This is a genomic window from Crateriforma conspicua (genome assembly GCF_007752935.1).
Classification (GTDB): domain Bacteria; phylum Planctomycetota; class Planctomycetia; order Pirellulales; family Pirellulaceae; genus Crateriforma; species Crateriforma conspicua.
Map to the genome: position 1 here is coordinate 2071744 of NZ_CP036319.1, position 25759 is coordinate 2097502.

Annotated in this window: 27 protein-coding genes and 1 pseudogene; 12 read left to right on the plus strand and 16 right to left on the minus strand. The window is 55.5% G+C overall.

Annotated elements, in window-relative coordinates:
* Window positions 1–31: 31 nt before the first annotated feature.
* The 6 genes from Mal65_RS07845 to Mal65_RS07870 form a co-directional block, all read right to left on the minus strand.
* The gene (locus Mal65_RS07845) at window positions 32–376 is read right to left on the minus strand and encodes a helix-turn-helix domain-containing protein (RefSeq protein WP_145295655.1); all 345 of its coding nucleotides are present in this window, start codon (window positions 374–376) and stop codon (window positions 32–34) included.
* Window positions 377–460: 84 nt separating this feature from the next.
* Window positions 461–898: a hypothetical protein gene (locus tag Mal65_RS07850; protein WP_145295658.1), complete on the minus strand. Its 438-nt coding sequence runs from the start codon at window positions 896–898 to the stop codon at window positions 461–463.
* Window positions 895–2460 (minus strand): recombinase family protein, encoded by a 1566-nt coding sequence (locus Mal65_RS07855; RefSeq protein ID WP_145295661.1) that lies wholly within the window; start codon window positions 2458–2460, stop codon window positions 895–897. The genes Mal65_RS07850 and Mal65_RS07855 overlap by 4 nt, the downstream gene beginning before the upstream one ends.
* The gene (locus Mal65_RS07860) at window positions 2457–2951 is read right to left on the minus strand and encodes a DUF2924 domain-containing protein (protein ID WP_145295665.1); all 495 of its coding nucleotides are present in this window, start codon (window positions 2949–2951) and stop codon (window positions 2457–2459) included. The genes Mal65_RS07855 and Mal65_RS07860 overlap by 4 nt, the downstream gene beginning before the upstream one ends.
* A gap of 746 nt (window positions 2952–3697) precedes the next feature.
* Entirely contained in the window at window positions 3698–4261 is a 564-nt protein-coding gene (locus tag Mal65_RS07865) for a 3'-5' exonuclease (protein ID WP_145295668.1), read from the minus strand.
* Between the two features lie 24 nt (window positions 4262–4285).
* Window positions 4286–5095, minus strand: a complete 810-nt coding sequence (locus tag Mal65_RS07870) for a TIGR02452 family protein (RefSeq protein WP_145295671.1) — start codon at window positions 5093–5095, stop codon at window positions 4286–4288.
* Between the two features lie 230 nt (window positions 5096–5325).
* On the opposite strand from Mal65_RS07870, the gene Mal65_RS07875 reads away from it, so the two are divergent.
* Entirely contained in the window at window positions 5326–6201 is an 876-nt protein-coding gene (locus Mal65_RS07875) for a nucleotidyltransferase domain-containing protein (RefSeq protein ID WP_145304772.1), read from the plus strand.
* A pseudogene (locus Mal65_RS07880) lies at window positions 6198–6395 on the plus strand (DNA polymerase beta superfamily protein); the annotation flags it as partial. The gene Mal65_RS07875 and the pseudogene Mal65_RS07880, both read left to right, overlap by 4 nt.
* 34 nt (window positions 6396–6429) lie before the next feature.
* On the opposite strand, the gene Mal65_RS07885 reads toward Mal65_RS07880, so the two are convergent.
* A protein-coding gene (locus Mal65_RS07885; protein ID WP_145295673.1) for an IS3 family transposase occupies window positions 6430–7601 on the minus strand; the annotation gives its coding sequence in 2 pieces (ribosomal slippage) (window positions 6430–7352 and window positions 7352–7601; 1173 coding nt in all).
* A gap of 19 nt (window positions 7602–7620) precedes the next feature.
* On the opposite strand from Mal65_RS07885, the gene Mal65_RS07890 reads away from it, so the two are divergent.
* Window positions 7621–8274 carry a nucleotidyltransferase domain-containing protein gene (locus Mal65_RS07890; protein ID WP_145295676.1) on the plus strand — a complete coding sequence of 218 codons (654 nt, stop codon included), beginning with the start codon at window positions 7621–7623 and terminating at the stop codon, window positions 8272–8274.
* Between the two features lie 85 nt (window positions 8275–8359).
* Here the strand turns inward: Mal65_RS07890 and Mal65_RS07895 are convergent, their stop codons facing one another.
* Entirely contained in the window at window positions 8360–8641 is a 282-nt protein-coding gene (locus Mal65_RS07895) for a hypothetical protein (RefSeq protein ID WP_145295678.1), read from the minus strand.
* 55 nt (window positions 8642–8696) lie between these two features.
* Here Mal65_RS07895 and tuf point away from each other — a divergent pair, with 55 nt between their 5' ends.
* From tuf to Mal65_RS07915, 4 genes are all read left to right on the plus strand, one after another.
* Window positions 8697–9899 (plus strand): elongation factor Tu, encoded by a 1203-nt coding sequence (gene tuf / locus Mal65_RS07900; RefSeq protein ID WP_145295681.1) that lies wholly within the window; start codon window positions 8697–8699, stop codon window positions 9897–9899.
* 380 nt (window positions 9900–10279) lie between these two features.
* On the plus strand, window positions 10280–10813 hold the full coding sequence (locus Mal65_RS07905; RefSeq protein ID WP_390621960.1) for an ATP-grasp domain-containing protein: 534 nt from the start codon (window positions 10280–10282) through the stop codon (window positions 10811–10813).
* Window positions 10810–11268, plus strand: coding sequence for a macro domain-containing protein (locus Mal65_RS07910; RefSeq protein WP_145295687.1), 459 nt, complete (start codon window positions 10810–10812; stop codon window positions 11266–11268). Before Mal65_RS07905 ends, Mal65_RS07910 begins: the two co-directional genes overlap by 4 nt.
* A 50-nt stretch (window positions 11269–11318) precedes the next feature.
* Complete coding sequence (locus tag Mal65_RS07915; protein WP_231131317.1) at window positions 11319–12536, plus strand: SUMF1/EgtB/PvdO family nonheme iron enzyme; 1218 nt, start codon at window positions 11319–11321, stop codon at window positions 12534–12536.
* A gap of 3 nt (window positions 12537–12539) precedes the next feature.
* Here Mal65_RS07915 and Mal65_RS07920 read toward each other — a convergent pair whose 3' ends face one another.
* The 6 genes from Mal65_RS07920 to Mal65_RS07945 form a co-directional block, all read right to left on the minus strand.
* Complete coding sequence (locus Mal65_RS07920; RefSeq protein ID WP_145295692.1) at window positions 12540–13658, minus strand: AAA family ATPase; 1119 nt, start codon at window positions 13656–13658, stop codon at window positions 12540–12542.
* Window positions 13655–14017: a low molecular weight protein tyrosine phosphatase family protein gene (locus Mal65_RS07925; RefSeq protein WP_145295695.1), complete on the minus strand. Its 363-nt coding sequence runs from the start codon at window positions 14015–14017 to the stop codon at window positions 13655–13657. Before Mal65_RS07925 ends, Mal65_RS07920 begins: the two co-directional genes overlap by 4 nt.
* Window positions 14017–15003 (minus strand): methyltransferase family protein, encoded by a 987-nt coding sequence (locus Mal65_RS07930; RefSeq protein ID WP_196784675.1) that lies wholly within the window; start codon window positions 15001–15003, stop codon window positions 14017–14019. The genes Mal65_RS07925 and Mal65_RS07930 overlap by 1 nt, the downstream gene beginning before the upstream one ends.
* Before the next feature lie 102 nt (window positions 15004–15105).
* Window positions 15106–15363, minus strand: coding sequence for a cyclic-phosphate processing receiver domain-containing protein (locus Mal65_RS07935; protein WP_145295701.1), 258 nt, complete (start codon window positions 15361–15363; stop codon window positions 15106–15108).
* Window positions 15360–16175, minus strand: coding sequence for a metallophosphoesterase family protein (locus Mal65_RS07940; RefSeq protein ID WP_145295703.1), 816 nt, complete (start codon window positions 16173–16175; stop codon window positions 15360–15362). The genes Mal65_RS07935 and Mal65_RS07940 overlap by 4 nt, the downstream gene beginning before the upstream one ends.
* Before the next feature lie 718 nt (window positions 16176–16893).
* Window positions 16894–17775 (minus strand): Rpn family recombination-promoting nuclease/putative transposase, encoded by an 882-nt coding sequence (locus tag Mal65_RS07945; protein WP_145295705.1) that lies wholly within the window; start codon window positions 17773–17775, stop codon window positions 16894–16896.
* Between the two features lie 95 nt (window positions 17776–17870).
* Here Mal65_RS07945 and Mal65_RS07950 point away from each other — a divergent pair, with 95 nt between their 5' ends.
* Window positions 17871–18965, plus strand: a complete 1095-nt coding sequence (locus tag Mal65_RS07950) for an integrase core domain-containing protein (protein WP_145295707.1) — start codon at window positions 17871–17873, stop codon at window positions 18963–18965.
* Between the two features lie 1083 nt (window positions 18966–20048).
* On the opposite strand, the gene Mal65_RS07955 is transcribed toward Mal65_RS07950, so the two are convergent.
* Window positions 20049–20738: a Crp/Fnr family transcriptional regulator gene (locus Mal65_RS07955; RefSeq protein WP_145295709.1), complete on the minus strand. Its 690-nt coding sequence runs from the start codon at window positions 20736–20738 to the stop codon at window positions 20049–20051.
* A gap of 98 nt (window positions 20739–20836) precedes the next feature.
* On the opposite strand from Mal65_RS07955, the gene nrfH reads away from it, so the two are divergent.
* The 4 genes from nrfH to Mal65_RS07975 all read left to right on the plus strand — a co-directional run bounded on the left by nrfH (window position 20837) and on the right by Mal65_RS07975 (window position 24305).
* Window positions 20837–21379, plus strand: coding sequence for a cytochrome c nitrite reductase small subunit (gene nrfH / locus Mal65_RS07960; protein ID WP_231131318.1), 543 nt, complete (start codon window positions 20837–20839; stop codon window positions 21377–21379).
* 64 nt (window positions 21380–21443) lie between these two features.
* A complete protein-coding gene (locus tag Mal65_RS07965; RefSeq protein WP_145295711.1) occupies window positions 21444–23009 on the plus strand; it encodes an ammonia-forming cytochrome c nitrite reductase subunit c552 in 1566 nt (521 codons plus the stop codon).
* A complete protein-coding gene (locus Mal65_RS07970; protein WP_196784676.1) occupies window positions 22949–23911 on the plus strand; it encodes a YwiC-like family protein in 963 nt (320 codons plus the stop codon). Before Mal65_RS07965 ends, Mal65_RS07970 begins: the two co-directional genes overlap by 61 nt.
* Before the next feature lie 196 nt (window positions 23912–24107).
* Complete coding sequence (locus tag Mal65_RS07975; protein WP_165701145.1) at window positions 24108–24305, plus strand: TenA family protein; 198 nt, start codon at window positions 24108–24110, stop codon at window positions 24303–24305.
* 23 nt (window positions 24306–24328) lie between these two features.
* Here the strand turns inward: Mal65_RS07975 and dsrP are convergent, their stop codons facing one another.
* Window positions 24329–25582: a sulfate reduction electron transfer complex DsrMKJOP subunit DsrP gene (gene dsrP / locus Mal65_RS07980; RefSeq protein ID WP_145295715.1), complete on the minus strand. Its 1254-nt coding sequence runs from the start codon at window positions 25580–25582 to the stop codon at window positions 24329–24331.
* Window positions 25583–25759 lie beyond the last annotated feature (177 nt).

Consider the following 25759-nt stretch of genomic DNA (forward strand, 5'->3'; position numbering starts at 1 on the left):
GCCGATTCACCCAGCCCCGTCGCCGGAGTTGCTAGCATTGCGATAGGGGTGGACACGTTTGGTCACGCGGCGAAAAGAAAAGCGGTGAATTCTTGACTGGAGTTGGGAATGCAGCGACGAACGCCAGATCCGCAGGCGTTGATCGTTCGGGGAAAAGTTGTCGGAAGCCATCGAAGGCCAGGCGATCCCACGGCGGGGAATCGAGAATGTCGTCCAGTTTCTCAATCAGGTCGTCATCGCCTTCCTCAAACTCACCATGTTCCAGCGAGGCCAGGTGCTGAGGCGAAATCCAAAGTTGCTCGGCGAGCTGGGGCAGCTCGAGGTGATTTTCAAGTCGACGAATGCGGATTTGGGCACCAAACTTTTGCGGGGTCATCTGTCACTCCATCCTGGAAGCGGGAAACGAACTTCGGCCGGCAATCGAGATTGCTGGCATTAACGAAAGCAGCGATGCCGGCGATTATTGGGAGTCCGTGGACACGTTTGGTCCCAGCCGCGAGGAAAGTTCCCGCCACATGTCTCGCTGGTGTTCCCAGTTCGCGGTCAGAGCGATCGGTTGCATGTCGCGAACGGAAATTGGATCGCGACCCTTGCGAATTTCCGGGGCGAACAGAATGGCTTCTTGGATGTCTGGAGCGAGTAATCGCAGGTTCATGATCTGCGTCACACGTGCTCGGGAAACGAGGCTGAGCCTCGCGAGTTCGGCGTAGTCCGTGACGACGCCGTCGGCGATCAGTTCCTCGAACCGAATCGCCAACGCCATCAGTTTGGCGACTTTCATCAGACGTCCGTCTGGCAGATCATCTTCGTCCGGCTTCTCGCCCGTTGCGACTCGCCTCGCTCCGGCCCCGCGACGTTCAAAGGTCAGATCAGCTTCGAAGACAATTGGCGAGTTCATTCGGTAGGCCCCGCAAGCAATCGTTGTTCAATCACACCAATTCCTGAAGGATGAAACGCGATCGAGATCTTTCCGGCCTCGCCGTCGTACTCGATCGATTGGATCAGCATCTGAATCAACTCGGTTTGTTCTCTGGGGACAAGCGATTGCCAGAGATCATCGAAGTGCGCTAACGTCTCGGTCGCCGAATCAGGATCGACTTTGGATCGGGCCAGTTGATCCGATTCAATCCGAATCGTGGTCAGTCGCTTTTCTCCTTCACGGATTCGGTCTTGCAGATCGGCCAGGATTCCTAGCATCACCGAATCCTCGCCCATCGCTGGCAGCTTGCGGAGAACTTCACCGAGCTGTGTTTGCCAGAGGCTGAGATTCTTCAGCAGCAGATGTTCCTCATTGGCCAACGCGGCAATCTGCGTTCGCGATTCGACTTCGGCTTGTTCCATCACCTTTCGAGCAAGATCCGAATCGCGGCCGATGCAACGAATCTGGTCGACGACGAAGCGTTCGATCTCGCCAGCCGGCACCGACTTGGTTGGGCAATTCGCCCAGCCTCGTTTTAGTGCCATGGCGCAAACGTAGTACCGATATCGTTTGCCATTTGGCTTCGTCGAATGCGATGGAATCATAGTGCAATCGCAGGGCTTGCAGCGAAGCAGTCCGCGTAGCAATGCACCGAACTTGTTTTTCACTTCGCCGCCGCCGGATCGTCCGTTGCGGTTCATCAAGGCCTGCACCTTCTTCCAGACATCCTCGTCGACGATCGCATCGTGTTCGCCCTCGTGGATCTCGTCCTTGTACCTCAGCTTCCCGAGGTAGGTCACGTTCGTCAGCAGGCGATGCAAACTCGTCTTGCAGAACGGCCGGCCTCCACGCTGGGTGCCCTTGCGAGTTGTCCATTGTTTGGCAACCCAGCAGCGGCGATCCAGTTCTGCGACGACTCCCAGCAATGACTTGCGTTCGAGGTACAGATCGAAGATGGCTCGCACACGCTCGGCCTCCAATGGATCGACCACCAGCTTGGTTGAGCCTTCCGGGACCGTGTAACCAAGCACTGGCATCCCGCCCGACCATTTGCCTCGGCGACGCGCAGCGGCGATCTTGTCCCTCGTTCGCTCCGAGATGATTTCGCGTTCGAACTGGGCGAACGAGAGTAGAATGTTCAGCGTCAGTCGTCCCATGCTGCAGGTCGTGTTGAACTGCTGAGTGACCGAAACGAATGACACCTTCTTTTGTTCGAACTCATCCATCATGCGAGAGAAGTCGAGCAGCGATCGACTAAGACGGTCGACTTTATAGACGACCACACAATCGATCTTGCCCCGGTCGATGTCTGCCATCATCTGTTTGAGCGCCGGCCGGTCCATGTTCCCGCCGGTGAAACCGCCGTCGTCGTATTGAGTCGGCAGTGCGACCCAACCTTCACTTGCTTGACTAGCAATGAAATTCTCGGCCGACGCACGTTGGGCATCGAGCGAGTTGAACTCCTGGTCGAGTCCTTCTTCAGTCGACTTCCGCGTGTAGATCGCGCAGCGGATCGTTTTCTTGGTTTCGGTCTTTTTCATGAGTCCGCCTTTTGGATGTTGAAGAATGCGTAGCCGCTGCAGTGCTGGCCAGTGATCGCTTTAGCCACTGCGGTCAGTGACTTGTAGAATTCGCCGTCGTACTCAAAGCCGTCTTGACGAACTTTGCAGATATGGAGTTGCCCCTTGTATTTGCGTGTGATGAGGTTTCCGGGTGGCGGAAGACGCTTGTCGATCGACGGTCTGAATTCCTCCGTCAACTTGCGGTCCGGTGGAGGCTTCGGCTTGGGCATTTCCGGCGGAGGTGACATCCGCACGTCAGAATCGCATGCGATCTCCAACGCTCGCTGCCGAGCCCGCTTGGAAATGTCGCCTTCTTTGTTCGATTGCATCCGCCAAGCGATACGCTTAATCAGCCAATCTTTGTTGGACGCATTGGTCGCTTCGCCGAAGACTTCGGCGTACTGTTTGCGAAGGTCGCGGACGGAGCATTTCTCCATCTTCCGAACCTCCCTGGTCACGTTGAGTGCCATTGTTTGGGTCTCCTTCTCGAGAATCTCGGGTGCGTTAACCGTTGTGGACAGTCAGCCCGGAGTCGCGAGAAGACTCAAGCCGAGATGCGGAAGAGTCGCCAGATGTTTCCGATGGTTGGGTTCCGTCTGGTTCAGTCGATTTGCTCAACCCGCCGCGACCGTTCAATCGCGCCAGTGCGATCCCGAGAATTTCAACAACGCGGCGTTGATGCTGATCGGCCGTGTTCTGACCGATCGGTTGTTCTGTCTCTTCGTCTGCTCCATCGAGTTGTTGACGCACTTGATGGACGGAATGTCGGTGAATGCGAGGATCGGGTTCGGTGTCTCGTTGCATCGGTAGTCTCGTTTGCGGAAATCTGAAACGGGTTAACGGTTGGGAACAGTCAGCCCAGAATCCGAAAGAGACTCAAGCCGAGATGCGGCGGAGTCGCCAGAGATTGGCAAAGAAGTGGAACCATCCCGCTCGGTTGCTTTGGACAACCCGGCTCGACGATTCAGACGCATCAGCCCGATTGCCAGGATTTCGACGACACGTTGTTCGCGCTGATCGGCGGAAAGCTCGCCAGCAGATAGGTCTTCGGTGAGATAAAGCGATGACACAGAATGCTCCTCAAGTGGAAACAACCCGCGCCAAGTGCCTGCGATGCTCGCCCAGCCAAAGCCTACGGAGAAGAAGTTAACAGTCAGCGAGATTTACCTACCCGGTTCACGCCCGGGCCGACGAACGGGATTCGTCGAACTTGCTGCTATAGCTTCGTAGCTCTCGCGGCGCCGAGCAATCGGCAAAGAATACCAGCAATATTCCAGGCGTCGTCGTCTCCCCGGTGGTGGGTACCTTCCATCGGAAGGTTCAACATCTCGTATGCGCCGTCGAGACCGACCTCGTGTTTCAGGCCATGCGATACCGCGAAAAGCGATTTGACATTCAGATGCGTGATCCCAAAGGGATAACCAACGCCTGCCGCCGAACAAACTCGCTCGAACTGGCGACGATCGTAGTCTCCCCAGCTGGCCCACAGTCGGTCTTTCGAATCGAACTCCTGCTTCAATCGTTTGACCGCTTCGCGGAGTGATCCCGCTGCTTCGAACATGTCCGGCGTCAAAGTTGTGAGTTCCGTGCAGAACGGACTGATCGTGGATCGTTCGGGACGGACGAGAAGACTGTGCTTGCTCAATCGCTCGAGTTTGCCAACGTCGATCACGCACAAACCGATCTCGATGATCTCGCTCTCTTCGCCTTCGGGCGGCGGGCCATCCCAACACGTCGATTCAACGTCGACTACCAGAATCTGGTCTAGTTTTCTTGCCATCGATTCTTCTTTGTTGTGTGATTGCTAGACGCCAAAGGTATCGCGGAACGCATCCAGATTGGCTTTGCTTTGCCGGCCTTTGCCGGGGATCGCGAAGACGATTTCGTCGATTCCGCCTCCGTCCTTCTCGATCGCCGATTTCGCCGTCCGTGAAGCCATCACTGGATCACCTCCGAAAGCGCCGCATCCCCAGGCACCTAGGAGCAGGCGTTTGACACCTTGGTCTCTTGAGATGCGTAGCACGTTCCGCCAGCGTCGCTCGAACGTTTGCTCAAGCTCCACGGTAGCGTCTGAGTTGCCTCGCAAGAACGGGCCACTGTTCGGTGCTGGTGCGGTGATCACCGAGGCAAAGAACGGCTCGGCAAGCAAGTCACCGGTGCCGCGTGTCTTGAAGAACGGAACCGACGGACTGAAGATCACGTGGTCGGTGTAAAGCAGCGATGATTGAGCACGATTGGTGTCGTAATAGTTCATGCACTGGATCAAACACGGATACAGACCACTGCAGCGACACAGGTCTTCTTCCTGCGCCTTCGCACCATTCAGAAATCCGCCGCCGGGATTTCGGGCCGATGCGAAGTTCAACAGCGCAACATCGCCTTGTGCGGCCATGGTCAGGGCGACGACTTGAGTCGTCCCGTCCACCACTCGAATCGTCTGGTTTTCATCGGCTGGCGACGCGGATAGCGCAGCGATTTCATCAGGTCGGTAGAGGCGTGTGCCACGGACGGCCGACTCTTGCTGCTCGGTAAACCTCACGGTCTGACCGTCTGCTTGGTATTCGCCCGCCTCAATCAGGTCGAGTGTTTCTTGTGCGAGTTGTTTCAGTGTCATGTTGAATTCCTCCCTGCGGGATTCTCCTTTAAATCATGACAGGACACGTGTCTCGATGTTTCGGTTCGCTCCGGCAGAACCCATCCAGCTAGAATCTGTCTGTTTAGTGTCGTCCAATCAATTTTGTTGGCAGAGACTTTATCGAAATCGATTTCAACGGAAGCACTTCGGTGACGGAACAATCACTTATCTACAGTGTCGGCACGCAGGTGGTCGCTCAGAAGGAAGTCATGGCGGCAAACGATCGCATTGCGCACCCGGCGGGCGCCGTCGGTGTGATCGTCCGGTCGCCAGTTGATCGCACACACGCCTACCGCGTAAAGTTCAGTGACGGGTTCGAGGCGCCGATCCATCACGATCAACTCGTTCGGCTGGCGGAGTTCAAGTCCAACAGCATTCGCGACAACGATGCGCCGTTGATGAGTTCGGGCTTGTACGATCGCGTGATCTATCGCTGCGTAATTGGGTCGCGGGCTTACGGACTGGAAGACGAAGCGTCGGATACCGATCGCCGTGGAATCTACCTGCCAGCGGCTGACCTGCACTGGTCGTTATTCGGGGTTCCTGAGCAATTGGAAAATGATGAGACTCAGGAGGTTTACTGGGAGTTGCAGAAGTTCATCGTGCTCGCACTGAAGGCGAACCCGAATGTGCTCGAGTGCCTCTATTCCCCAATCGTTGAGTCGGCGACTCCGCTGGGCGAAGAACTGCTCGAGATGCGATCTGCATTCCTCTCGAAGCTTATTTTTCAGACGTTCTCCGGATACGTCGCGTCACAGTTCAAGAAGATGCAAACCGACATCCGCAATCAGGGGCGTGTGAAGTGGAAGCACGTGATGCACTTGGTTCGGTTGCTGCTGTCGGGAACGCACGTCTTGCGTTCAGGCGAGATGATGGTGGACGTCGGCCAGTATCGAGATCGATTGCTGACGATCAAACGAGGTGAAATGCCGTTCGCCGAAGCAGACTCGTGGCGGAAGGAACTGCAAAACGATTTTGAGTCTGCGTTCAAAACAACCAAGCTACCGGACCGTCCCGACTATGAGCGTGCCAACGCATTCCTGGTCGACGCGCGCCGGCGAGCGATGGAGGAGTCATTGCCATGACCGATGCCAGCACGATTGACCACGCGAAGATGATGCAGCACGTCGAGTCGCATCCGTACCCGCTGCTGTTTGCGACCATCAGTGGAGCCCATCTCTATGGTTTTCCTTCGCCCGATTCCGACTTCGATCTCCGTGGCGTTCATATGCTGCCACTGGAGACTGGAATTGCCCACGAAAAGTTGACAGTGGAACGATCCTAACGGGAAGGGAAATTGTGAGTCCTGACGATCAGGATTCACTGACGAGTGAGAGTTTTTTGAAGGCTTGCTCAAACTCGATGGGACTCTGGTATTCCAACGATGAGTGCAAGCGAATTGGGTTATAAAATCCTTCGATGTATTCTGACACGCCGCGCGTCGCATGCTCGTGGGTGTCGTATATCTCTTGAACTTCTTCGGTTTTGTAACTCTTAAAGAAAGATTCCATTGGGGCGTTGTCGTAGCAGTTGCCACGACGGCTCATGCTTTGAACGAGCCGGTGGCAATTCAATCGACCTCGGAAATGTTCGCTCGCGTACTGGGAACCACGATCACTGTGGATGATCAATCCTGCTTTAGGGGTGCGGATCGCAAGGGCCTGATCCAGCGCCGCGACCACCAGATTTGAGTCGATGTGGTGACTGGTTCTCCAGCCAACGATCTTTCGTGAATGCAGGTCAACAAACGCGGCCAGGTAGGTGAATCCTTCTTTAGTGGGGATGTACGTGATGTCTGTCAGCCAGACTTGATTGAGCGTCTCAGTCGAAAAGTCCTGTTCAAGAAGATTGGGAGCAATCGGTGAATTGTGATTGGAGTCGGTGGTGGAGATTCTAAAGTTGGCACGGCGATTTGCTTGGATTCCTGCTTTTCGCATGCACTTGGCAACTGTGTTTCGGCAGCACTGGATGCCGCGTTTGACAAGCTCGCGATGCATTCTTGGGCTTCCATAGGCATCGTGATGCCTTTGCGAATGAACCGCTTTGATTGCGTCGATGACCTGTGATTGCTTTGCCTGTGTCGGCGTATCTTTACGGTTGGCGAACTTGTAGAAAGCCGCACGCGTCACTTCGAGAGCTCGGCAGAGCACCGCGATCGGCCATCGTTCGCGGTGCTCGTCGATAAACTGAATTCTCAGCTGTTTTCTTTGGCGAAGAACGCCGTCGCTTTTTTTAAAATGTCGCGTTCCATTTTGAGCTGTCGATTTTCTTCACGGAGTCGCTTCAGCTCGGATTCGACTGAACTGCTGCTGGTGATTTCACTTTCCAGCGAGCCGTCGGCTTCAAAGTTTTTCTTCCACTTGCGAATCAGATTCGCACCGACATCGAGGTCTTTGGCGACCGCTGGAAATGACAAACCGTGCTCCACGACTTTTCGGACTGCCGCGAGTTTGAACTCACGACTATAAATTCGACGCTTTTCCATAAATGGGTTCTCCTGTCAGATGAGTCTGACATGCGCCGCCCCACTGTCAACTTTTCGTGGGCAATTCCAGACCGTTGTCGGACTCGATGAAGGCGATCAGACTGTTGAGAAAGAGGGCATCTACGACGGCCTCGAAATCGATCTGGTCACGCACGACGTGGAAAAGTTCTTCCGATTGATGCTGAAGCGGAACGGGTACGTGCTTGAGCAAATCTTCTCGCCGCTGGTGGTGTACAGCACTTCCGAGCACGAGGAACTCAAGTCGATCGCCAGGAACTGCATCACGCGCCACCACGCACATCACTATCTCGGATTTGCCGCGACCCAGTGGAAACTCTTCGCCAAGGAGTCGCCGCCGCGCGTCAAGCCGCTGCTGTACGTCTATCGCGTGCTGCTGACGGGCATCCACTTGATGCGCACCGGCGAGGTGGAAGCCAACCTGATCGCGCTGAACGAGTCGGCGAAGCACTCGTACATTGACGAGCTCGTGGACCGCAAGCGTTCTGGACCGGAGAAAGGAACGCTTCAAGCTGCCGATCTAGAATTCCACACCCGAGAATACGAGCGACTCACCGCCGAACTCGAGTCGGCCTATGAAGCCAGCAAGCTTCCCGAGATGCCGTCGGCTCGTGATGAATTGAATGATCTGCTCGTGCGTTTGCGGTTGCGGTGAAATTGTAGTGGATGAGGCGACGAATCCCTTACGCTGGGACTCGTCGCCTCGTCCACTACGAAAAAAACGCGAACCAGTCTCACCCCTAGGTGTCTCTGCTTCGGTCCGTCAATTCTGGAAACCCAATGACTACTTTCACCACAACATCAACATCATCAACGACCGACTCGTCATTCGACGGCGAGGCGGGGATGGTGCGTCGTGGTTGAAATCTAAGTTCAAAACGATTCGCAAAGCCCGCCTGGTGATTCACTTGGCGGGCTTTTTTTTGTGGATCGTCGGTTCGTGATTGACGGCGTTTTCCTGTTTCTTCGTTTCCGTTCATCTGGCGCTCACGCAGGGCAAAAAGGTTGCCGAGGCTGCTCACCTCGGCCGCTGGCGATCGGTGCGAAACGTTTCCTTTACCCAGGAGTTTGCGAGCTATGGTTCAGAACGAAATGACGCGAAATGGCAAGGTCTCGGTCAACGTCGGCACGATCGGTCACATCGACCACGGCAAAACGACCCTGACTTCTGCCCTGTTGCGCGTTCAATCCGAGAAGGGACTAGCCAAGTACAAGTCGTACGAATCGATCGCGAAAGGCGGCATTGTTCGTGACAAGAACAAGACCGTGACGGTGATCGCTTCGCACGTGAAGTACGAGACCGCTGGTCGCAACTACGCCCACATCGACTGTCCCGGTCACGCCGATTACATCAAGAACATGATCACTGGTGCGGCTCAGATGGACGGCGCGGTGTTGTTGGTGTCCGCAGCTGATGGTCCGATGCCGCAGACTCGCGAGCACTTGTTGCTGGCCCGACAAGTTGGCGTGCCGCACTTGGTCGTGTTCATGAATAAATGCGACTTGGTTGAAGACGCCGAATTGCTCGAGCTGGTCGAACTAGATTTGCGCGAGTTGCTCAGCGAGTACGGTTACGACGGTGAAAAGACTCCGGTCATTCGTGGTTCGGCCAAGCTGGCGCACGACGATCCCACGAATCCAAAGGCAATCGAGTGCGTTGAGCAATTGCTGAATGCACTGGACCGCTGGATTCCCGATCCTGTTCGTCTGATCGACAAGCCGTTCTTGATGCCGATCGAGAACGTTTATTCGATTGCTGGCCGCGGCACCGTCGTGACTGGCAAGATTGAGCAGGGAATGGTTCGCGCCGGTGACAGCGTCGAGATCCTCGGACTGAGATCCGCGACCACGACGGATGTGATCACGCAAGTGGAATCGTTCAGCGAGGTCTTGGAAGCCGGAAACGCTGGTGAAAACGTCGGTGTGTTGCTTCGCAAGACGGCTCACAACGACATCACCAAAGGTCAAGTTTTGGCGAAGGCGGGAACATTGACTCCGCATCGCGAATTCGAGGCCGAAGTGTACGTGTTGAAGAAAGAGGAAGGAGGCCGGCACACGCCGTTCTTTGACGGCTACGCTCCTCAGTTCTTCTTCCGAACCACGAATGTGACCGGTAGTGCAAACGTGCTGGGCGGAGTCGACATGGCGATGCCCGGCGACGGTGTGCAGTTGAAAGTCACGCTGAAGCAACCGATTGCAGTCGCTGACGGTGACCGCTTCGCCATACGTGAAGGCGGCAGGACCGTCGGATCGGGCGTGGTGACACGAGTCGTCGGTTAGATCGACGACAATTGGATAGCATTGCACAACGCTCGCGGCGGAGAGATCCGTCGCGGGCGTTTTGGTTCTACTGAAGTATTCGATACGCGGCGAGACTAACAGTGACAGCAATAATCTGGATTCTCGAATCCGAAGTGTTCCCAAGTTCCCACGCAAGGCTGCGGCGGGCCATCAATGACGCTGGGCACCGCATCGTTGAGTCACGGGATGATTGGTGGCTGGACGAACCACCCCAATTCGATGAGCAGACACCGGTTGTTTTCCATGGGTCCCTCGGCAATGCGGCTGTCATTGAAGCAAAGGCGAATTGGAATCCCGGCTCGTTTTGCCCAGTGAACGATTTTTGCTGCACGTCTTGGTACCCGAGAGCGAGCAATTGGTTGTTGCATCGCGATTGGCGGTGTGTGCCGGCGAATGACTTGGTCGCCAGTGCTGCCGACGTCGCTAGCTCGATTGGTTGCACTGATCGTGTCTTTGTTCGACCAGACAGCCCCCTCAAACCTTTTAGCGGTCGCGTGCTGGATGTAGATTCGATTTCCCTCAAGGCACTCGACCATGGGTTCTACTACGAAGACGAAACGCTTCCGGTTATTGTCGCGCCGGTCGCCAAGGTTGGACGCGAGTGGCGTTTCGTGGTCGTTGATGGACAAGTGATTGCTGGCAGCAGCTACGACGCGGAAACACGGCGTGCATCATCCGCAGGCGAGGACTCGAATGCTCTCGACTTGGCTGAGGAGATCGCAACCTCCATGGAACCGCCATCGCCGGTCTACGTCTTGGACATCTGCGAGGTGGACGATGAATGCCGTCTACTTGAGCTGAATCCGTTTGGAGGAGCCGACTTGTACGATTGCGACCCCCAAGCCATCGTAAAAGCTGTGTCTGATCATGCCATTCGGAGTATTAAATCGTGAACAGAATCGAAGGTGACCTACTGAAATTTGCTGGCGAGGGCCGTTTCGACGTGATCATTCACGGATGCAATTGTTTTTGCACGATGGGGGCAGGCATCGCGAAGGCTATCCGCGACCGATTTCCAGCAGCGTATGAGGCAGATTTGGCAACCGAGAAAGGGAGCCGTGAGAAGTTGGGCTCTTATTCATCAGCCGATGTATCGATCGACGATCATCGACTCACCGTCGTAAACGCGTACACGCAGTTCAACTATCGTGGCGCCGGCGTAAAAGCCGACTACGACGCGATCCGAAACGTGTTTCGCAAAGTGAGATCTGACTTCAAGGGTAAACGAATCGGATACCCAATGCTCGGTGCCGGTTTGGCAGGTGGTGATTGGGATACAATCAGTTCGATTATCAATGAAGAGCTTGAGGGAGAAGACCACACGCTGGTTGTATTTCAGCCTTCGTAATAGTTTGAGACAGGGGTGTGTTTATGACGGACCGATGCGGATGGCTCGAATTGGAACAAATTGAAGCCCGGCTTTGCGTCATAACTGCGGAGCAACTGGGGTTAGATTTGGATGAGGTTAAGCCAGAGAGCCGCCTCATCGAAGACCTGAACTGTGATAGCCTCGACATGATCGAGCTGATCATGGAAACGGAAGATGAGTTTGGCATTACGATCCCGGACTCTCCGAAAACCCCAGTCGGTAAACTAATTTTTACGCGTCAACCATTTAGAATTCGTGACTTGGCTGAGTTTGCATTTTTGAATCAAGGTGCCGGCTCGCCCGTCCGCGGCGGATGGCGAAAGAAGCCAATCGAACTGCCTCCCGCGATCGAGTCTGGCTTCACGCAACTAAGCGGACGATTCGTCTCGACTGATTTGGCGCAATCCAAATTGTTCGAGCGACTTGCTGTTTGTGGTGAGTTTCCACTCTACCGCCGCGGGACCGACGGAATGGTATGCGTCCAGATTCCGGGAGGTGCCGTTGAGATAGGCAGCGACGATCCTGAGGCCCATGACGATGAGACACCGCGACACCAAGTAACGCTGTCATCGTATCTGATTGATACTGAGCCAGTTTCGGTAGCGGCTTTCTGCCGGTTCCTCAATTCTATCGATATCACGTCGCATGAAATACAAACGTTGATCGACCTGCCGGAGAATGATGATCGGCAGTCAGACGTGCAATTCGAGTTTGACGACGGCCGCTGGAAACCACGTGCCGGCAAGGCAATGCAGCCAGTCGTAATGGTGTGCTGGTACGCAGCAGACGCCTATTCCAGGTGGGCCAATGGAGTCGACTGGCGTATCATGGACACGAGCTTTCTACCGACTGAAGCTCAATGGGAGCACGCTACTCAAAATGCTTTCGAAAACAAAGAGCTTGTCTATGCCGGAATCCATCGTCGTGGTCAATCATACGATTCTGTAGGGTTGCCCCTACCAAACGTTCAAGAAGCCCTCGGCCAGTCGCGGTTTGGCCTCAGGCACATGAGCGGTACAATTTGGCACTGGTGCCGTGACTGGTTTTCTGCTGATTCCTACAAAACTGTTGGCAACGACCAACGTGATCCGGTGGCCAACATCGAAACCGGCGTTCGTAGTGAAAGAGGCGGTAGCTGGGTCGGCCCGATCGAACTTTGTCGCCCAAGTTATCGCCGAGGCCGAAATCCGGACGCGCGCGGTCGTTGCCTCGGCTTTCGCTGCGTCGGCAAGCCTCTTGCTGAATAGCAATTACCTGGCCGGCCATTTCCAACCGAATTGGCTCAGCAAATCTCCGCCTTGAAGTTTGGTTTCGCCGTCAACCTTCTCTAGTCGAATGGGAACACAAATCTCATCCGCCTCCAGCAGATTGACCAATTCCGCATTGTGGCTCACGACAATCACCTGACTGTTCTCCGCTGCAAGCTGAATCAACTTGGCCAAAGCGGGCATCAAATCTGGATGTAGGCTATTCTCTGGTTCGTTCAAGACGAACATGGCCGGCGGACGTGGCGTCAGCAGGGCTGCGATAAGTAGCAAGAACCGTAGCGTCCCGTCTGAGAGCTCTCGTGCCGACAAATCTCGCTTCATACCTGGCTGTTCGAAGTAGACCTCCATTTGCGAGTCGATACGTTCGACCTTGATTCGACATCCCGGAAACGCGTCGTCGATGGCTTCGCTTAAACCTCCCGAGTCGCCAATTTCGCATATCGTTTGGAGTGCGGCCGCCAAGTCGCGTCCATCTCCTGCCATGATGGGGGTAAATGTGGCAATCGAGGAGCGTCGCGCGGGCGAGTCGACATCGACTCGGAAAGTATCGTAGAACCGCCAAGAGCAAATCAGTTCGCGAATGACGATCAGTTCTGGTGCATGAAATGGATCCGAGTATTCGGAGAGCATGCTTCCGTGTCGCGATAAGGGAACATCGACATCCTGCCATTTCCCCGACTCTCCGCGGCAGCGTAGTGTTGTCACTTTACGATCGGCACAGAGCGACTTGGCATCCATGCCGACTCCGCGCCAAAGACATTCCCGTTTTACTTCGGGATCATGATCAAAGGCGGAATCCGCCGGAATGGGAAGCCCAAGATCCATGCAGTAGCTGTAGCTATCAGCGGTGAAGCCCAGACGCAAACTCACTGGATCCTTCTTGTTCTTTTTGGGACCAGCCCAACGAATCGAGTCAAAGCCACCTTCGATCGCAATAGACTCTGCCAGTCGTCCATGCGCTGCGTCCGCGATAAGCTTCAATGCACGGTAGAGATTCGATTTACCAGAACCATTTGCTCCGGTGACGACGTTCAATTGACCTAACCGCAAAATGATGGATTGAATCGAACGGTATCCAGAAATGGCAATTCGATCAATCACGGTATGGGAGGTTCTTTTGATTGGTAAGAATCAATGAATGGCTCAGTGGCGACACGAATGAATTCTACCAATTCCGAGTCCATGAACTGGTAGTCGTCGGGAATATGCAGGACTTCGATGGGCAGGAATTTGGTCTCACCGGGAAAGTCTGCAAGCAAACGATGGCGATGTTTGTCTTCCATCACCACAACTAGATCCGCCCAAGCGAGATCGCCAGCGCGAATCGTCTGCCTCGCAGATCTCGCCGTACCTCGAGATCGAACCGACACTCGCGGATCGTCCCGATAGACCGCTTCGGCCGTCGGGCTCCGCCACTGATTCTTGCTGCAAACGAACAAGACGTTGATTCGATTGGCCATCAGACGCTATCCGTTTGTTTCGCGTCATTTTTGGCATCAGGCAATTCCGAACCTTCAAATTCTTGTTGACCAGTCCATCCTATTGTTGGAACCCAAACTCGAACGCGGCTTCGGTAACGCTCGTATTCAGAGCCGAACCTTTCAAGCAAGTCTTTTTCTTCTACGGGACGCACGAAAACATGCCACGCAACGATGCCAATCAATGAATAAACAATGACCGGCACACTGCCGAGCAGCCAACCCACCGCAATTCCCTGGAGAATGCCCGCAACGGCCATCGGATTCCGAACGAATCGGTAAGGTCCGGCAATCACCAACCGCGGCGCGGTCGCGGTTGGCAGCGGTGTTCCTCCGCCTAAAGTTACCATCGAGAGTCCACTCCATAAGCCGACGCACGACGCCAGCAGGAATAGACCTGTCGACGTCTGGGTCTGAAACGGATGTTCAAACCGTTTCCAACTCAGAGCCTCCTGAAGCTCAACGATTCCCATGGGCATAATCCAGAGGAAAGTTCCCCAAAAAATCACGATCTGCCCGAGGGTCGACAGCAATGAACTAACCCGATTCATTGACGTCACTCGAAATGCCGCGGGAGCATCGCCTTGCTTGCCCTGAATAGTAGCCATCGCAAGAGAGAGTCCTGCCATGCTGACCATCATGGCTGAAGCAATCCACGCGTCACCCGTTCTCATGCTTGTGGCGATGCATACCAATGTCGGATACCAACAGATCGCGGCAACGCTCCAAACCGCTGTCGATGCCCATTTGCGTTGATGCCAAACGCTGAAAGCAGCGATACACGAACCGCCTACGATCAGAGTGAAATCTGCGAGCCAATAGGAGAGCAACGCATCGTCTGGCCAACCCTGCGGATGAAACCATCCGATACTTTGTGGATCTAGCATCAACAGTGCCCACCAAGCCACGACTCCAATCGCTTGCAAAGCAAAATAGCCAGAAACGATTTGTCGTGGGTTCATGGGCATCAAGGAGTTCAGCAGATTGAATCGGTTTAATGATACCTCTTATTAGCAATGACTCATCACCTGCCGCTACAGATTTGAGAGTCGCTCGATTGAAGAGATTCCCTATTCCATTTTTTGGCGAGCAGAAATGTTGGCGGAGTGAACTTTGATCTTGGGCGGTACGAAGTTGTTCGTCGCAACCTGCTCTTCGATCCATGTGACCACATCGTAACCGGTGCCGCGGTTGTCGTCTCCAAGATCGTGGTCGAGGCTGAGCTCGGTCACCTGACCTGTTCGCAATAGTTCGATTGCTTCATCCGGCCAATAAACCCGAGTCCAACCTGCCGGTGTTTCTCTTTCATCGTCAAGATAGACTTTCATGATGCTTCACTCGTGAGAATGACGACTCTCGCGTCGACGTTGAGTATCTGAGTCCCGTTTGAGAGTTCTGCGAGAGGTTCATTCCAATGAGCGTGCCCTCGAACAATAAGCGTTGGCTCCGAACGCTCGATTGCTTCTCGCATTCTAGGCGAACCGCGGAAACCGAATTCAGGTGCATCCGGTCCTTCGTGCATGACCAATATTCCCGGCGATTCGCATAGCAGTCCTTCCAGTGCTTCAACGAAATCCTCTTCTGACCGACGCCATGGGCGCCTTGGATTGCCCGGGATGCCACTCAGCCCTGCGATCGGCAGTTCATCGATGGTGACTGTGTCGTTGTCGAGAAAATGAACTGGGGCGGTAAATCGGGGACGAGTTGCTGCGTCGCCGAACAGGTCGTGGTTTCCGGCGACGCCAACGATCCAATCGAACTCGTCGGCAAACGCCTGCCATACGGAAGATACGTCACCGGATCCGCCACGCTTGTCGAGTGCGGGAACCGTGTAGAAGTCGCCTGCCAGGAGCACGCCAATCCTCCCGTCGGCGAGGCCGAGATTTGGAAGGATCTCACGGGCAAGGATCGCCGGCAGGACTTCACCGAGCAGACTAAGTGGTTTGCCGCTAGCCGATTCGAAAGTCTCGCGTCCTTGCAGATCAGCAGTGGCGATGATCGCGGATATTCCCTCAGGTAGCGCATCCACAAATCCACGGTGCACCGGCAGCGAGTCCCTGTAGAAACCGCCCGGCCCTCGGCCAGCATTCAGGAATGGAATCTCCCGAATCAGCTCGGGTTGAATTGATATGATCTTCATGCCGGCCAAGACACCGTGACGAACGAGGTGGTTCAACCACAGGGAATCACAATGGAGGTCAAAATCGGCTCTCTCTGAGATCTCTCTCTTGCCAAGGTCTATCTCAGAGATGTCCCCACATCGGCGTAATGAACTCGATACCTCGCGCAGTCTCTCTCAATCTCTTGACTGGATTCGGGAGAGGTTTGCGGGAACACCGGCGAGCAGGTTGGCCCGGTGCATCGAAGAGAGATCGGGCGTTAACCCGGTTGGGCTCGTGATACAGAGAGAGTGAGATGTTTTGGCGGTCTCGGCGGGGATTCGAGCGCGATCTTAGGTTTCACGCTTGTCTCAGAGATGACAGATCGCGGACGCGCGAGAGGTAGCCGGCCCGGGAGAAGTCGCGTGACACCGCGAAAATCGGGGCAAGAACGAGAAACGCCCGCGGGCCGGATTGGGCCTTACGGGCGTTAACTGGACGGTACTTCGTTCCGTAGTTTTTCAAAAAGCTCCCCGCTCCCAACGCTTTGCGGAACAAGTCTCGGTTTGGGGATCTGCATAACCCATGGTACTGAATAGGATTACAGCAAATCCGTCCGGTTCGGTCAATGCCTTTTGCGATCCCAACGGTCGCGAACTTTTTGTGAGCCGGTTCACACCGATGTGTTAACCAGAGTGCTATTTCTTCTTTCGCATGGGACAAAGTGACTTGCTGGTTCACAGAGCGACACGAATCGAGTCAGGTTCGGTCGCGAAGTCGCTGCTGGTAGGTGGTTTCAAGTTGCCCCAACTGATCGAGCGAAAGCCCCGCTAGATCCGAGTCCGACGGATCGCTCTCGCCGACAATGTCACGAAGCATTTTGACTGTGCGAAGACGCTCTTCTCGTCTGCCTTCCGCAAACCCTTCGATCTTCGCCTGTTCGGTCCTTGCCCACTCATCGCGTTCGGCTTTAAGCCGATCGTCGTAGTGCTGTCGTTCTTCAGGGTTTCGGGCGATCATTTGCAAAACTCCTGTGGCTTCAGCGAATACCGGGTCGGGGAGGCGGTCGGCCAGTTCTTCGGGAGTGCAGTCGGCTGCACGACGGAAAAAGTACAACCACTGCTCGACCGGGTCGACGATGACTTGATTATCGCTTGGGATGGCGTACTTGGGAAGTTCGAAAACGTGGACCTGCAAGCAATTGGTCAGCGATAACCCGCCGACGGTGCGAAGTCCGAACGCGTGCTGCAGGCCCGGTTCATAGCGGAACATGACCGAATCGAGCAAGCAGATGCTGATCGACGGGTTCAGATCGGCGTACTGGTCGCCTTCGCCAAGTTGCTCGATCAATTGCTTGGCCGCGTAGTACGTCAACCGCTTCGGCAGGCCCAACGGCCGGGTCGTTTGGACTTCGATGTTGTATCTCCGGCCCACTCTGTCGGTCGCTTTGATGTCCAGGATCGACAATTTGTCGACGTCGAAGTCCTTCAGGTTAATCGGGTTCAAAATCGTCACATCGACGATTCGGTCGGCAAACCCGAGCACCGCGTTCAGGAAGTGCAGCGTGATCGACGAATGTTCCGGACTGCCGAGCACCCGCTTGGCGGCGAAGTCGACGAGCGGGTCGATGCCAATTGACATGGGGAGATCGAGAAAGAGGCAATGTTGTCGGCGATACCATTCAAATTATCGTCCTTGGCTTGCCACCGTACCACCCGTGCTCCTTACATGCGAACATGCCGAATCAATCTCCATTCATTTTTCAGCCCTGGCTGTTCGTCCTGTGGTGCATGGCAGGGTGGATTGGCAAACAGCAACAGGAAGTCATCGACTACCTCGTCACCGAGAATGCGATCCTTCGAGAGAAGGTCGGCGGCAAACGAATTCTGCTGGACGACGATCAGCGTCGACGACTCGCTGTCAAAGGCAAGGTGCTGGGGCGGAAACGCCTTCGGCAGATCAAGACGCTGTTCACACCGGACACGCTGCTGCGTTGGCATCGACGACTGGTTGCCGAGAAACACACGTATCCCGGTAGCGGAAAGTCCGGTCGACCGAAGATCTCCGTCGACACCGAAGCGCTGATCGTTCGGTTGGCCAACGAAAATTCGACTTGGGGGTGCGATCGTATACAAGGTGAACTTCGCAAACTGAGCGTGATCGTTTCGGACACCACCGTTCAAAACGTCTTGAAGAGCAACGGCATCGAGCCGCAACCGACACGCAAAGATGGCACGTCATGGTCGGAGTTCCTGGCCGCCCACCTCGATTGCCTTGGGGCGATTGACTTCACGACGGTCGATGTTTGGACGCCAAAAGGACTGCGGACGATCTACTTGCTGTTCGCGATGCAGATCGGAACGCGGAAGGTGCAGTGCCTTGGCAGTACCGAACATCCCGATGAAGCCTGGATGCTCGAAGCGGTCGATCGGGTGACGGCAGATGACGGCATCTTCGGCGGCGAAAATCACCCGACGATCGTACTGATGGATCGCGATACAAAGTTCAGCAAAGCATTCCGGGCAAAGCTAGAAAACAAAGAAGTGAAGCCTCATGTCCTGCCGCCGCGTTCACCAAACTTAAACGCTCACATGGAGCGGTTTATCGGCACGTACAAGCGAGAGTTGGCTCGGCAGATGATCTTCTTCGGCAAGTCGATGCTCGATAAAGCCACCGCAATCTTTTTGGAACACTATCACGACGAACGACCGCACCAGGGACTCGATAACGAGCGGATCATGAAGTTCGAACATCCGCCGCCAGATAAAGGCGAGATCGTCGTCGACAAGCGACTCGGCGGACTGCTGAAGTCGTACAGCCGGGCGGCTTGACCTTCTGATTGTCTAACCAGATTGAAAAAGATCAGTTTGATCGGCGTTCGCTGCTGCGCAGTCGGTCGAAAAACCGTCGGCTTGACCAAGCTTGATTCGCTTTCGCCCAGTGGTTCGGCCGAATTGCCGACTGCTACATGCCACTTTAGCTCGCCAAAAACCGATCCGAAACGACCGGCCCACTTTTTTGACAGGACGGGCGTGGTTGGCCAGAGTGCCGCGAAACGCGGGGCACAACGCAAAACGCCCGCGAGCCGATGCTGGCCAGCGGGCGCTAAGTGGTCAGTCTGAGAATTCCAGGATTTTCAGTTTAGCTCCCCGAACCCAACGCTCTCCGGAAAGAGTCTCGGTTTGGGCAAACAGCTAACACTTTGTCTACCAACACATTACAGCAAATCCGTCCGGTTCGGTCAATGCCTTTTGCGGGTGTGACACTCGCGAAATTTGGAACGGCCGGTTAACAGCGTGGTGTTAACCGGAGGTCGTTTAGTTCTGAGAGAAAGACAAGTCGCCTCTCGGTTAACAGCGAGAGCTATCACAAAGACGCGGTGGAACGCCGCTGTCATTCACCCCGCGATTAAATGCTGCCGATTCGCGACGAAGCGATCACCCTGCAATCAAGTTCAGCAAAGAAAAGGTTGTCTGCGACTCGGAATCCGATACGCAGCTACCCCCGTTCCGATGGTCCGCTCATCGAAACAAATGATCACTGAGTCACTTAACATCACAGTCGTCAGTTCAGATCCGAAGCCCGCAAATTCTCGGAACGATCAAAGTCGTTTCCGACCCTGAAGTGAATAAAAGGTCGACATGGTTTCCGTGTCGGCCTTTTTTCGTTCTTGCCCCGTGTTTCGGGGTGTCTGCGGATGAGGGCGTTTGCCAGACGCGTTCTTCGTTTCTTTGGCACCACCGTTACCTGGGTAATGGGCTTGGGCCTGATTTTGGGTCTCCGGGCGAGAATGGATGGTTCATGATCGACTGCAGGTATCCCTAAACGATTTCTTGTGTGATTCGACGGTGCCGAAGGATACGTCGCTTAATCATAGGCCCTGCTGAAACGCATGCACCGCCAAGCACCGAACGCTACGTATTGATTATGCGGATGCCGCGGCCGGAGGTGATCTCAATATGGCCACGGTCGGCGAGACTGCGGAGCGTTCGCGAGAACGTTTCGCTCGTTAAATCAAGGTGGTTGGCGATGTGTTTTTTGGGACCGGGCAGGTCGACGATGCCGGTGGCGTCGCGGGGTAAAGATTGCAGATAACTGAGAATGCGGTCCGATGCATCTCGCAGGACGATGTCGCTGAGTAAATCAGTGAAGTGCCGGGTCCAGAACGCCATGCTGGCAAGCATCTGGCGACAAAAGTCGTGATTGGTGGCGATCTGGTCTTGAATGATCTCAGCGGGAATGAAGAGACAACGCGTGGCCTCGACGCTTGCCGCATTGGCGGGCAGGTCAAAATCAGCGAACACGGCGACCTCCGCGAACGATTGACCGGGGCCGCAAAGATGAAGCACGTGCTCTTGTCCTCCACCGCCCCGGCAATAAACCCGCACCACTCCGGTTTCGACAATGTAAACGCCAGCACATTGCTCGCCTTGCCTAAAGATCAATTCGCCCGCTGCAAAGTCTTGAATTCTGGCGGCCAAGGCAAGCGACCGGATATTCGCAGGCCCGAGCCCCGCAAATAGGGGACAGCCGAGGATCACACGTTCCAGCGGCTGATCGTTGGCGATGCGGTCTGATTCGCTAGAAGGTTTTTGTTCGGACATAGACAGCCGCGACTTGACCTACATCAAGTCGCTTGAAAGGCAGCCTGAAATGGCTTTAATATTGAGAAAGTGCTCGCACGTTGATATGGAATCACACAGTGACGAAGGATACGTCCCACACGAACCGACCGGAACCTGACGAAGGATCAGGACCAGCGACATCAGACCCAGCGTCACCGCAAGCGAAGCCGCGTTTCGGCAAGGGCGCGATCGTGTTTGCGATGACGCTTGGGGTGCTCGCTGGCGTGGGGATGTTCACGTTTGGGTACGGCAAAGGGGCCAGCTACCTAAGCAACAATCCGCAGACGTGCGTGAACTGCCACGTGATGCAGGATCACATGGATTCGTGGCAACAGAGCAGTCACCACCACGTCGCGGTTTGCAACGATTGTCATCTGCCGCATGACCCGATCGGGAAGTGGGTGACCAAAGCCGACAACGGGTTCTTCCACTCGTTGGCGTTTACGTTGGGCGGATATGACGATCCGATCCAGATCAAACCACGCAACCGACGGGTGACGCAAAGCACCTGCGTCGATTGTCACAAGAACTTCGTGCACAACCTGCTGCCGGCCAACACTGGATCAGACATGACCAATTGCGTGCATTGCCACGGAGACGTCGGCCACGCCGGACGCTGAGTTTTTCTGCCTTCGATATTCACTCATCAAACTTCATTCACCTTTCACCCTTGAACTCTCAATCATGGCGAACGAAATGAAACGCGGCTTCGGATGGCTGGCCATGTTGACGCTGTTGACCGCAGTTGCAACCGTCGGCTTGGTGGCTCTGCTGGTCAACATTTTTGAACGGAAGCAGGAAGCCCGCGCACCTTTCACCAAAGTGGTCGAGGTGACCGAGGTCAGTAGCGACCCGAAACCGTGGGGACTGAACTTTCCGCAGCAGTACGAAGACTATCTAAAAACCGTCAACGATCCGTACACGGACTTCGGTGGCAATCACGCGCTGCCGCCCAGTAAGCTGAAAGAGCATCCGTGGTTGAAGCGATTGTTCGCCGGATACGCGTTCAGTATCGACTACCGCGAAGCCCGTGGCCATGCTCACATGCTTTCCGACCAAGAAGTCACCAAGCGTGTCACCGACGTACAACAAGCCGGTGCCTGTTTGCATTGCCACGCTTCAATCATCCCGACCTATCGCCGCATCGGTTTGGAAGAGATGGGCGAAGACGCCACACCGGCGGTGCTGGCCGAAGACTTTAACATAGAAGCGGTCATGGCGGGCTTCAAAGCGGTCAGCCAAAAGACATACGAAGAAGTCCACGCCGAAGTCGAAAAGACCGCCGACGGTTTTGACGTTGCGTCGGGTGATCCGCACATGGGCGGGGCGCATCCGGTTTCGTGTGTCGATTGTCACGATCCCGACACGATGGAAATTCGCGTCACCCGGCCGGGTTTTATTTTGGGCATCGACAAGCTGGCCAAGAGCGATGATCCGGTGCCGCACTTGCCCAGCATTGGCGAGTGGCGAGCGGCCGGCAGCAAGGGCGACTACGACCCGAACACGATGGCGACGCGTCAGGAAATGCGTTCGTTCGTGTGCGGACAGTGTCATGTCGAATACTACTGCGCGAACAAGATGACGCTGACGTTTCCGTGGAGCAACGGCCTGAAGATGGAAGAGCTCGAAGCCGAGTGGGACGCGACCGTGTTTCCGGATGGCGAAGACGGAAGCGAGGGTGGTGAGTTCTACGACTACGTCCACAAAGAGACCGGCACGAAGGTATACAAGGCTCAGCACCCCGAGTTCGAATTGTGGAGCCAGGGCATTCATGCTCGGTCGGGTGTCAGTTGCAGCGATTGCCACATGCCATACGAGAAGAAGGGGGCGACGAAGGTCAGTAGCCACTGGGTTCGCAGCCCGATGATGAACATCAACAAGGCCTGCCAAACCTGTCATAACATTCCCGAGCAAGAGATCAAAGACCGCGTCGACCTGATCCAGGATCGAACGCGGGCGTTGATCGACCGGGCCGCCGCGGCGAACGTGGACATGTTCGACGCGATCATCGAAGTGCAGAAAGCCGGCGCGACGGAAGAACAACTAGCACCGATTCGCAAGCTGCAACGTAAGGCGATGTGGCGACTCGATTACATCGCCAGCGAAAACAGCAAGGGTTTCCACGCTCGCCAGGAAGCCGCCCGCATCCTGGGCGAGTCCGCGGACTACGCCCGCCAAGCGATCGCGGTGTGCTACAAGCTGGACTTAGACGCCAAGCCGGAAGACGAGACGGTCGCGGCGGCGGAATAGACGTCGACAGACACTGGGACGCTGAGCAAGACAATCTCGTTTCTTCGCGTTGCCCCGATCTTCCCTGCGGCTCTCTCCTCTCGCGACTCCGCGTCAAATTTTTAACGATAATCACGAGAACCGCCACGATTCAAAACACGACCTCACAAGCTACGCCGGCGACCAAGCTGAAACCCAAGGAACACGGGGCGTACGCGATTGTCGGGATCCCGATTATCACCGCCCTTGTGATCGCTGGCCCGACGGTTGCCGGGGTGTGCGTGGCCGTCGCCGCCGTGACGGGTTTTTTGGCTCATGAACCGTTGCTTGTCACGCTCGGTCACCGCGGTTCGCGTGCCCAACGAACCACGCCGGCGGCATCCCGACGACTCGCGGTTTTGGTGTCCATCACCGTTGCTTGTGGCACCGTCGCGATCGCGATGGGCTCCGCCTCGGTCCGATGGTCATTGGTACTCTGCGGCGTGCTGGCAACCGCCAGCTTTGCTTTGGCGATCGTGGGCAAACACAAAACACTCGGCGGTCAGCTCTTTGGGGTTGTCGGTTTGTCGGTCCCGTGTGTGCCAATCATGCTTGCTGGGAAAGCACCGCTTGCCTTGACCTTAGAAGCTTGGAGCACTTGGCTGATCGGCTTCGCTGCCACGACGATGGCGGTTCGGGGGGTCATTGCAACCCAAAAGCGGCAAGCACGATGGTTGCATTGGTGGTCCCTTGGAGGATTGACGCTATTGGTCGTCTTGTTGACGTACAGGGCAATGCAGCTTCCGATCGTCACCTTCCCAATGCTGGTGATGTCTTGGTATCTCATGGTGGATCCTCCCCACGCCAAGCAACTTAAACGCGTTGGCTGGACCTTAGTTGTCGGCACCGTTGCGTCGGCGATCTGGATGACACGCAACGCTTGAACAAAAGCCAACAACGGACTGCCAAGAATACTAATGCATTGACGGACATTCCGTCATTGAAGTCGATCGAGGAATCCTCGTTTGTCGTCGAAGCGGGAAACCGATGGCGAGAGGGAACCCATGCCAAGTTCCTCGACACGATTCGAGACGGAACATTCCTTGCATGACCCTTTACAGGCATCTTGGAACGTCATTGATGTCGAAGGTTCATGACGATCACCCGTACCGCGATTGGATCACGAGATACGCAAGTGATGAATTTGCACAGCTTTGCAACGGACTCGAAGGTCTGCTCGATGAAGTGGCATCGGACACCGTCTCGATACGGGACGCCTACCGATACGCGATGCAGTGCGAATTCGATTTCTTCACCGCCCCGCTCGATGGCGAGTAGCACGGAAGCGTCTTCCGCCGATGCTATCGCGAGTGCTCGGCCGGATGCTTAAGGGTTGGCAGTGCGGTTTTGATGGCGATCGTGAAGACCATCAGGCCAAAAGCCCAGATGCCGACGGTGACTTTCCATTCGAGTTGGCTGGGGACGTATTCGACGATCTCGTGCAGCGTGCTGGGGACAAAGCCGGGGATGATCAGGCCCATGCCTTTTTCGATCCACGCACCGACGAATGCCATCACGCAAGCGGTCACCAGTAAAGGTCGCCAGCGAAATCGCAGCAGTCCCGGCCACAGGAAAAGCAGCGCCGCGGTGACATTCAGTCCGATCGCGGTCCATGTCCATGGCACAAGTGCGGTCTTGCCGTGCAAACCGAAGAACAAGTATTTCGCGGCGCTGACATGCGATCCGCCGGTGTAGAACTCAGTGAATAGTTCCGAGGCAACCATCAGCAGGTTGACCAGGATCGTGACTCGGATGATTTTGGTCAGCGTCGCGATCGGTTGATCGAGGCCGCCGACGCCGGTCAGTCGTTTGATCAGCACCATCGATACGATGATGAACGCCGGACCGGAAACGAAGGCGGACGCGAGGAAACGCGGCGCGAGCAGGGCCGTATTCCAGAACGGTCGCCCGCCGAGGCCGCAGTACAAGAACGCGGTGACGGTGTGGATCGAGATCGCCCAAACGATTGAAAGCATCACGAACGGGATGTACCACGTCGGATTGGGCTTGCGACCGAGGAACCGCATGTAAAGCAGATAGCCGCAGATGTGTAGGTTCAACAGCAGGTAGCCGTTCAGCACAATCACATCCCACGTCAACATCGAGATCGGCCAGTTGAATTTGCCGATGATGGGCAGCATGTGCCAGAACCGATCGGGACGACCGAGGTCAGCGACGACGAACAGCAAGCACATCACGATAGCGGCGATCGCCAACAGTTCGCCGATGATGACGACGTCGTGCATCTTGCGGTCATGATACAGGTACGCCGGGATCACCATCATCACTCCACCGGCCGCCAATCCGACCATGAACGTAAAGTTGGCGATGTACAGTCCCCACGAAACCTGATCGGTCATGTTGGTGCCGATCATGCCGCCGGCGACTTGGTTGGCCCAAGCGTTCGCGCCGACCAAGAACAACGCGGTCAGCATCGTCATCCATGCGTAAAACGCGAACGAACCTTCGGTTGCCAACCATAACGATCGCCCGATGAACTTCGGGTAGCTTGTGACGTGCGATTCAGATTCGCTCGGTGTGATGATGCTGCTCATGGTTCGTTTCGGAAAAAATTGACGCAGAGGCGGGGAGACGCGGGGACGCAGAGTTGTGGGATCGTTCCAACGCAGAGAACAAATCAAAAAACTAGATAGGGATTGAACTCAACTGCGACTCTGCGTTTTCCCTTCCCATCTTCTTCTCTGCGTCTCCCCGCCTCTCGCGACTCTGCG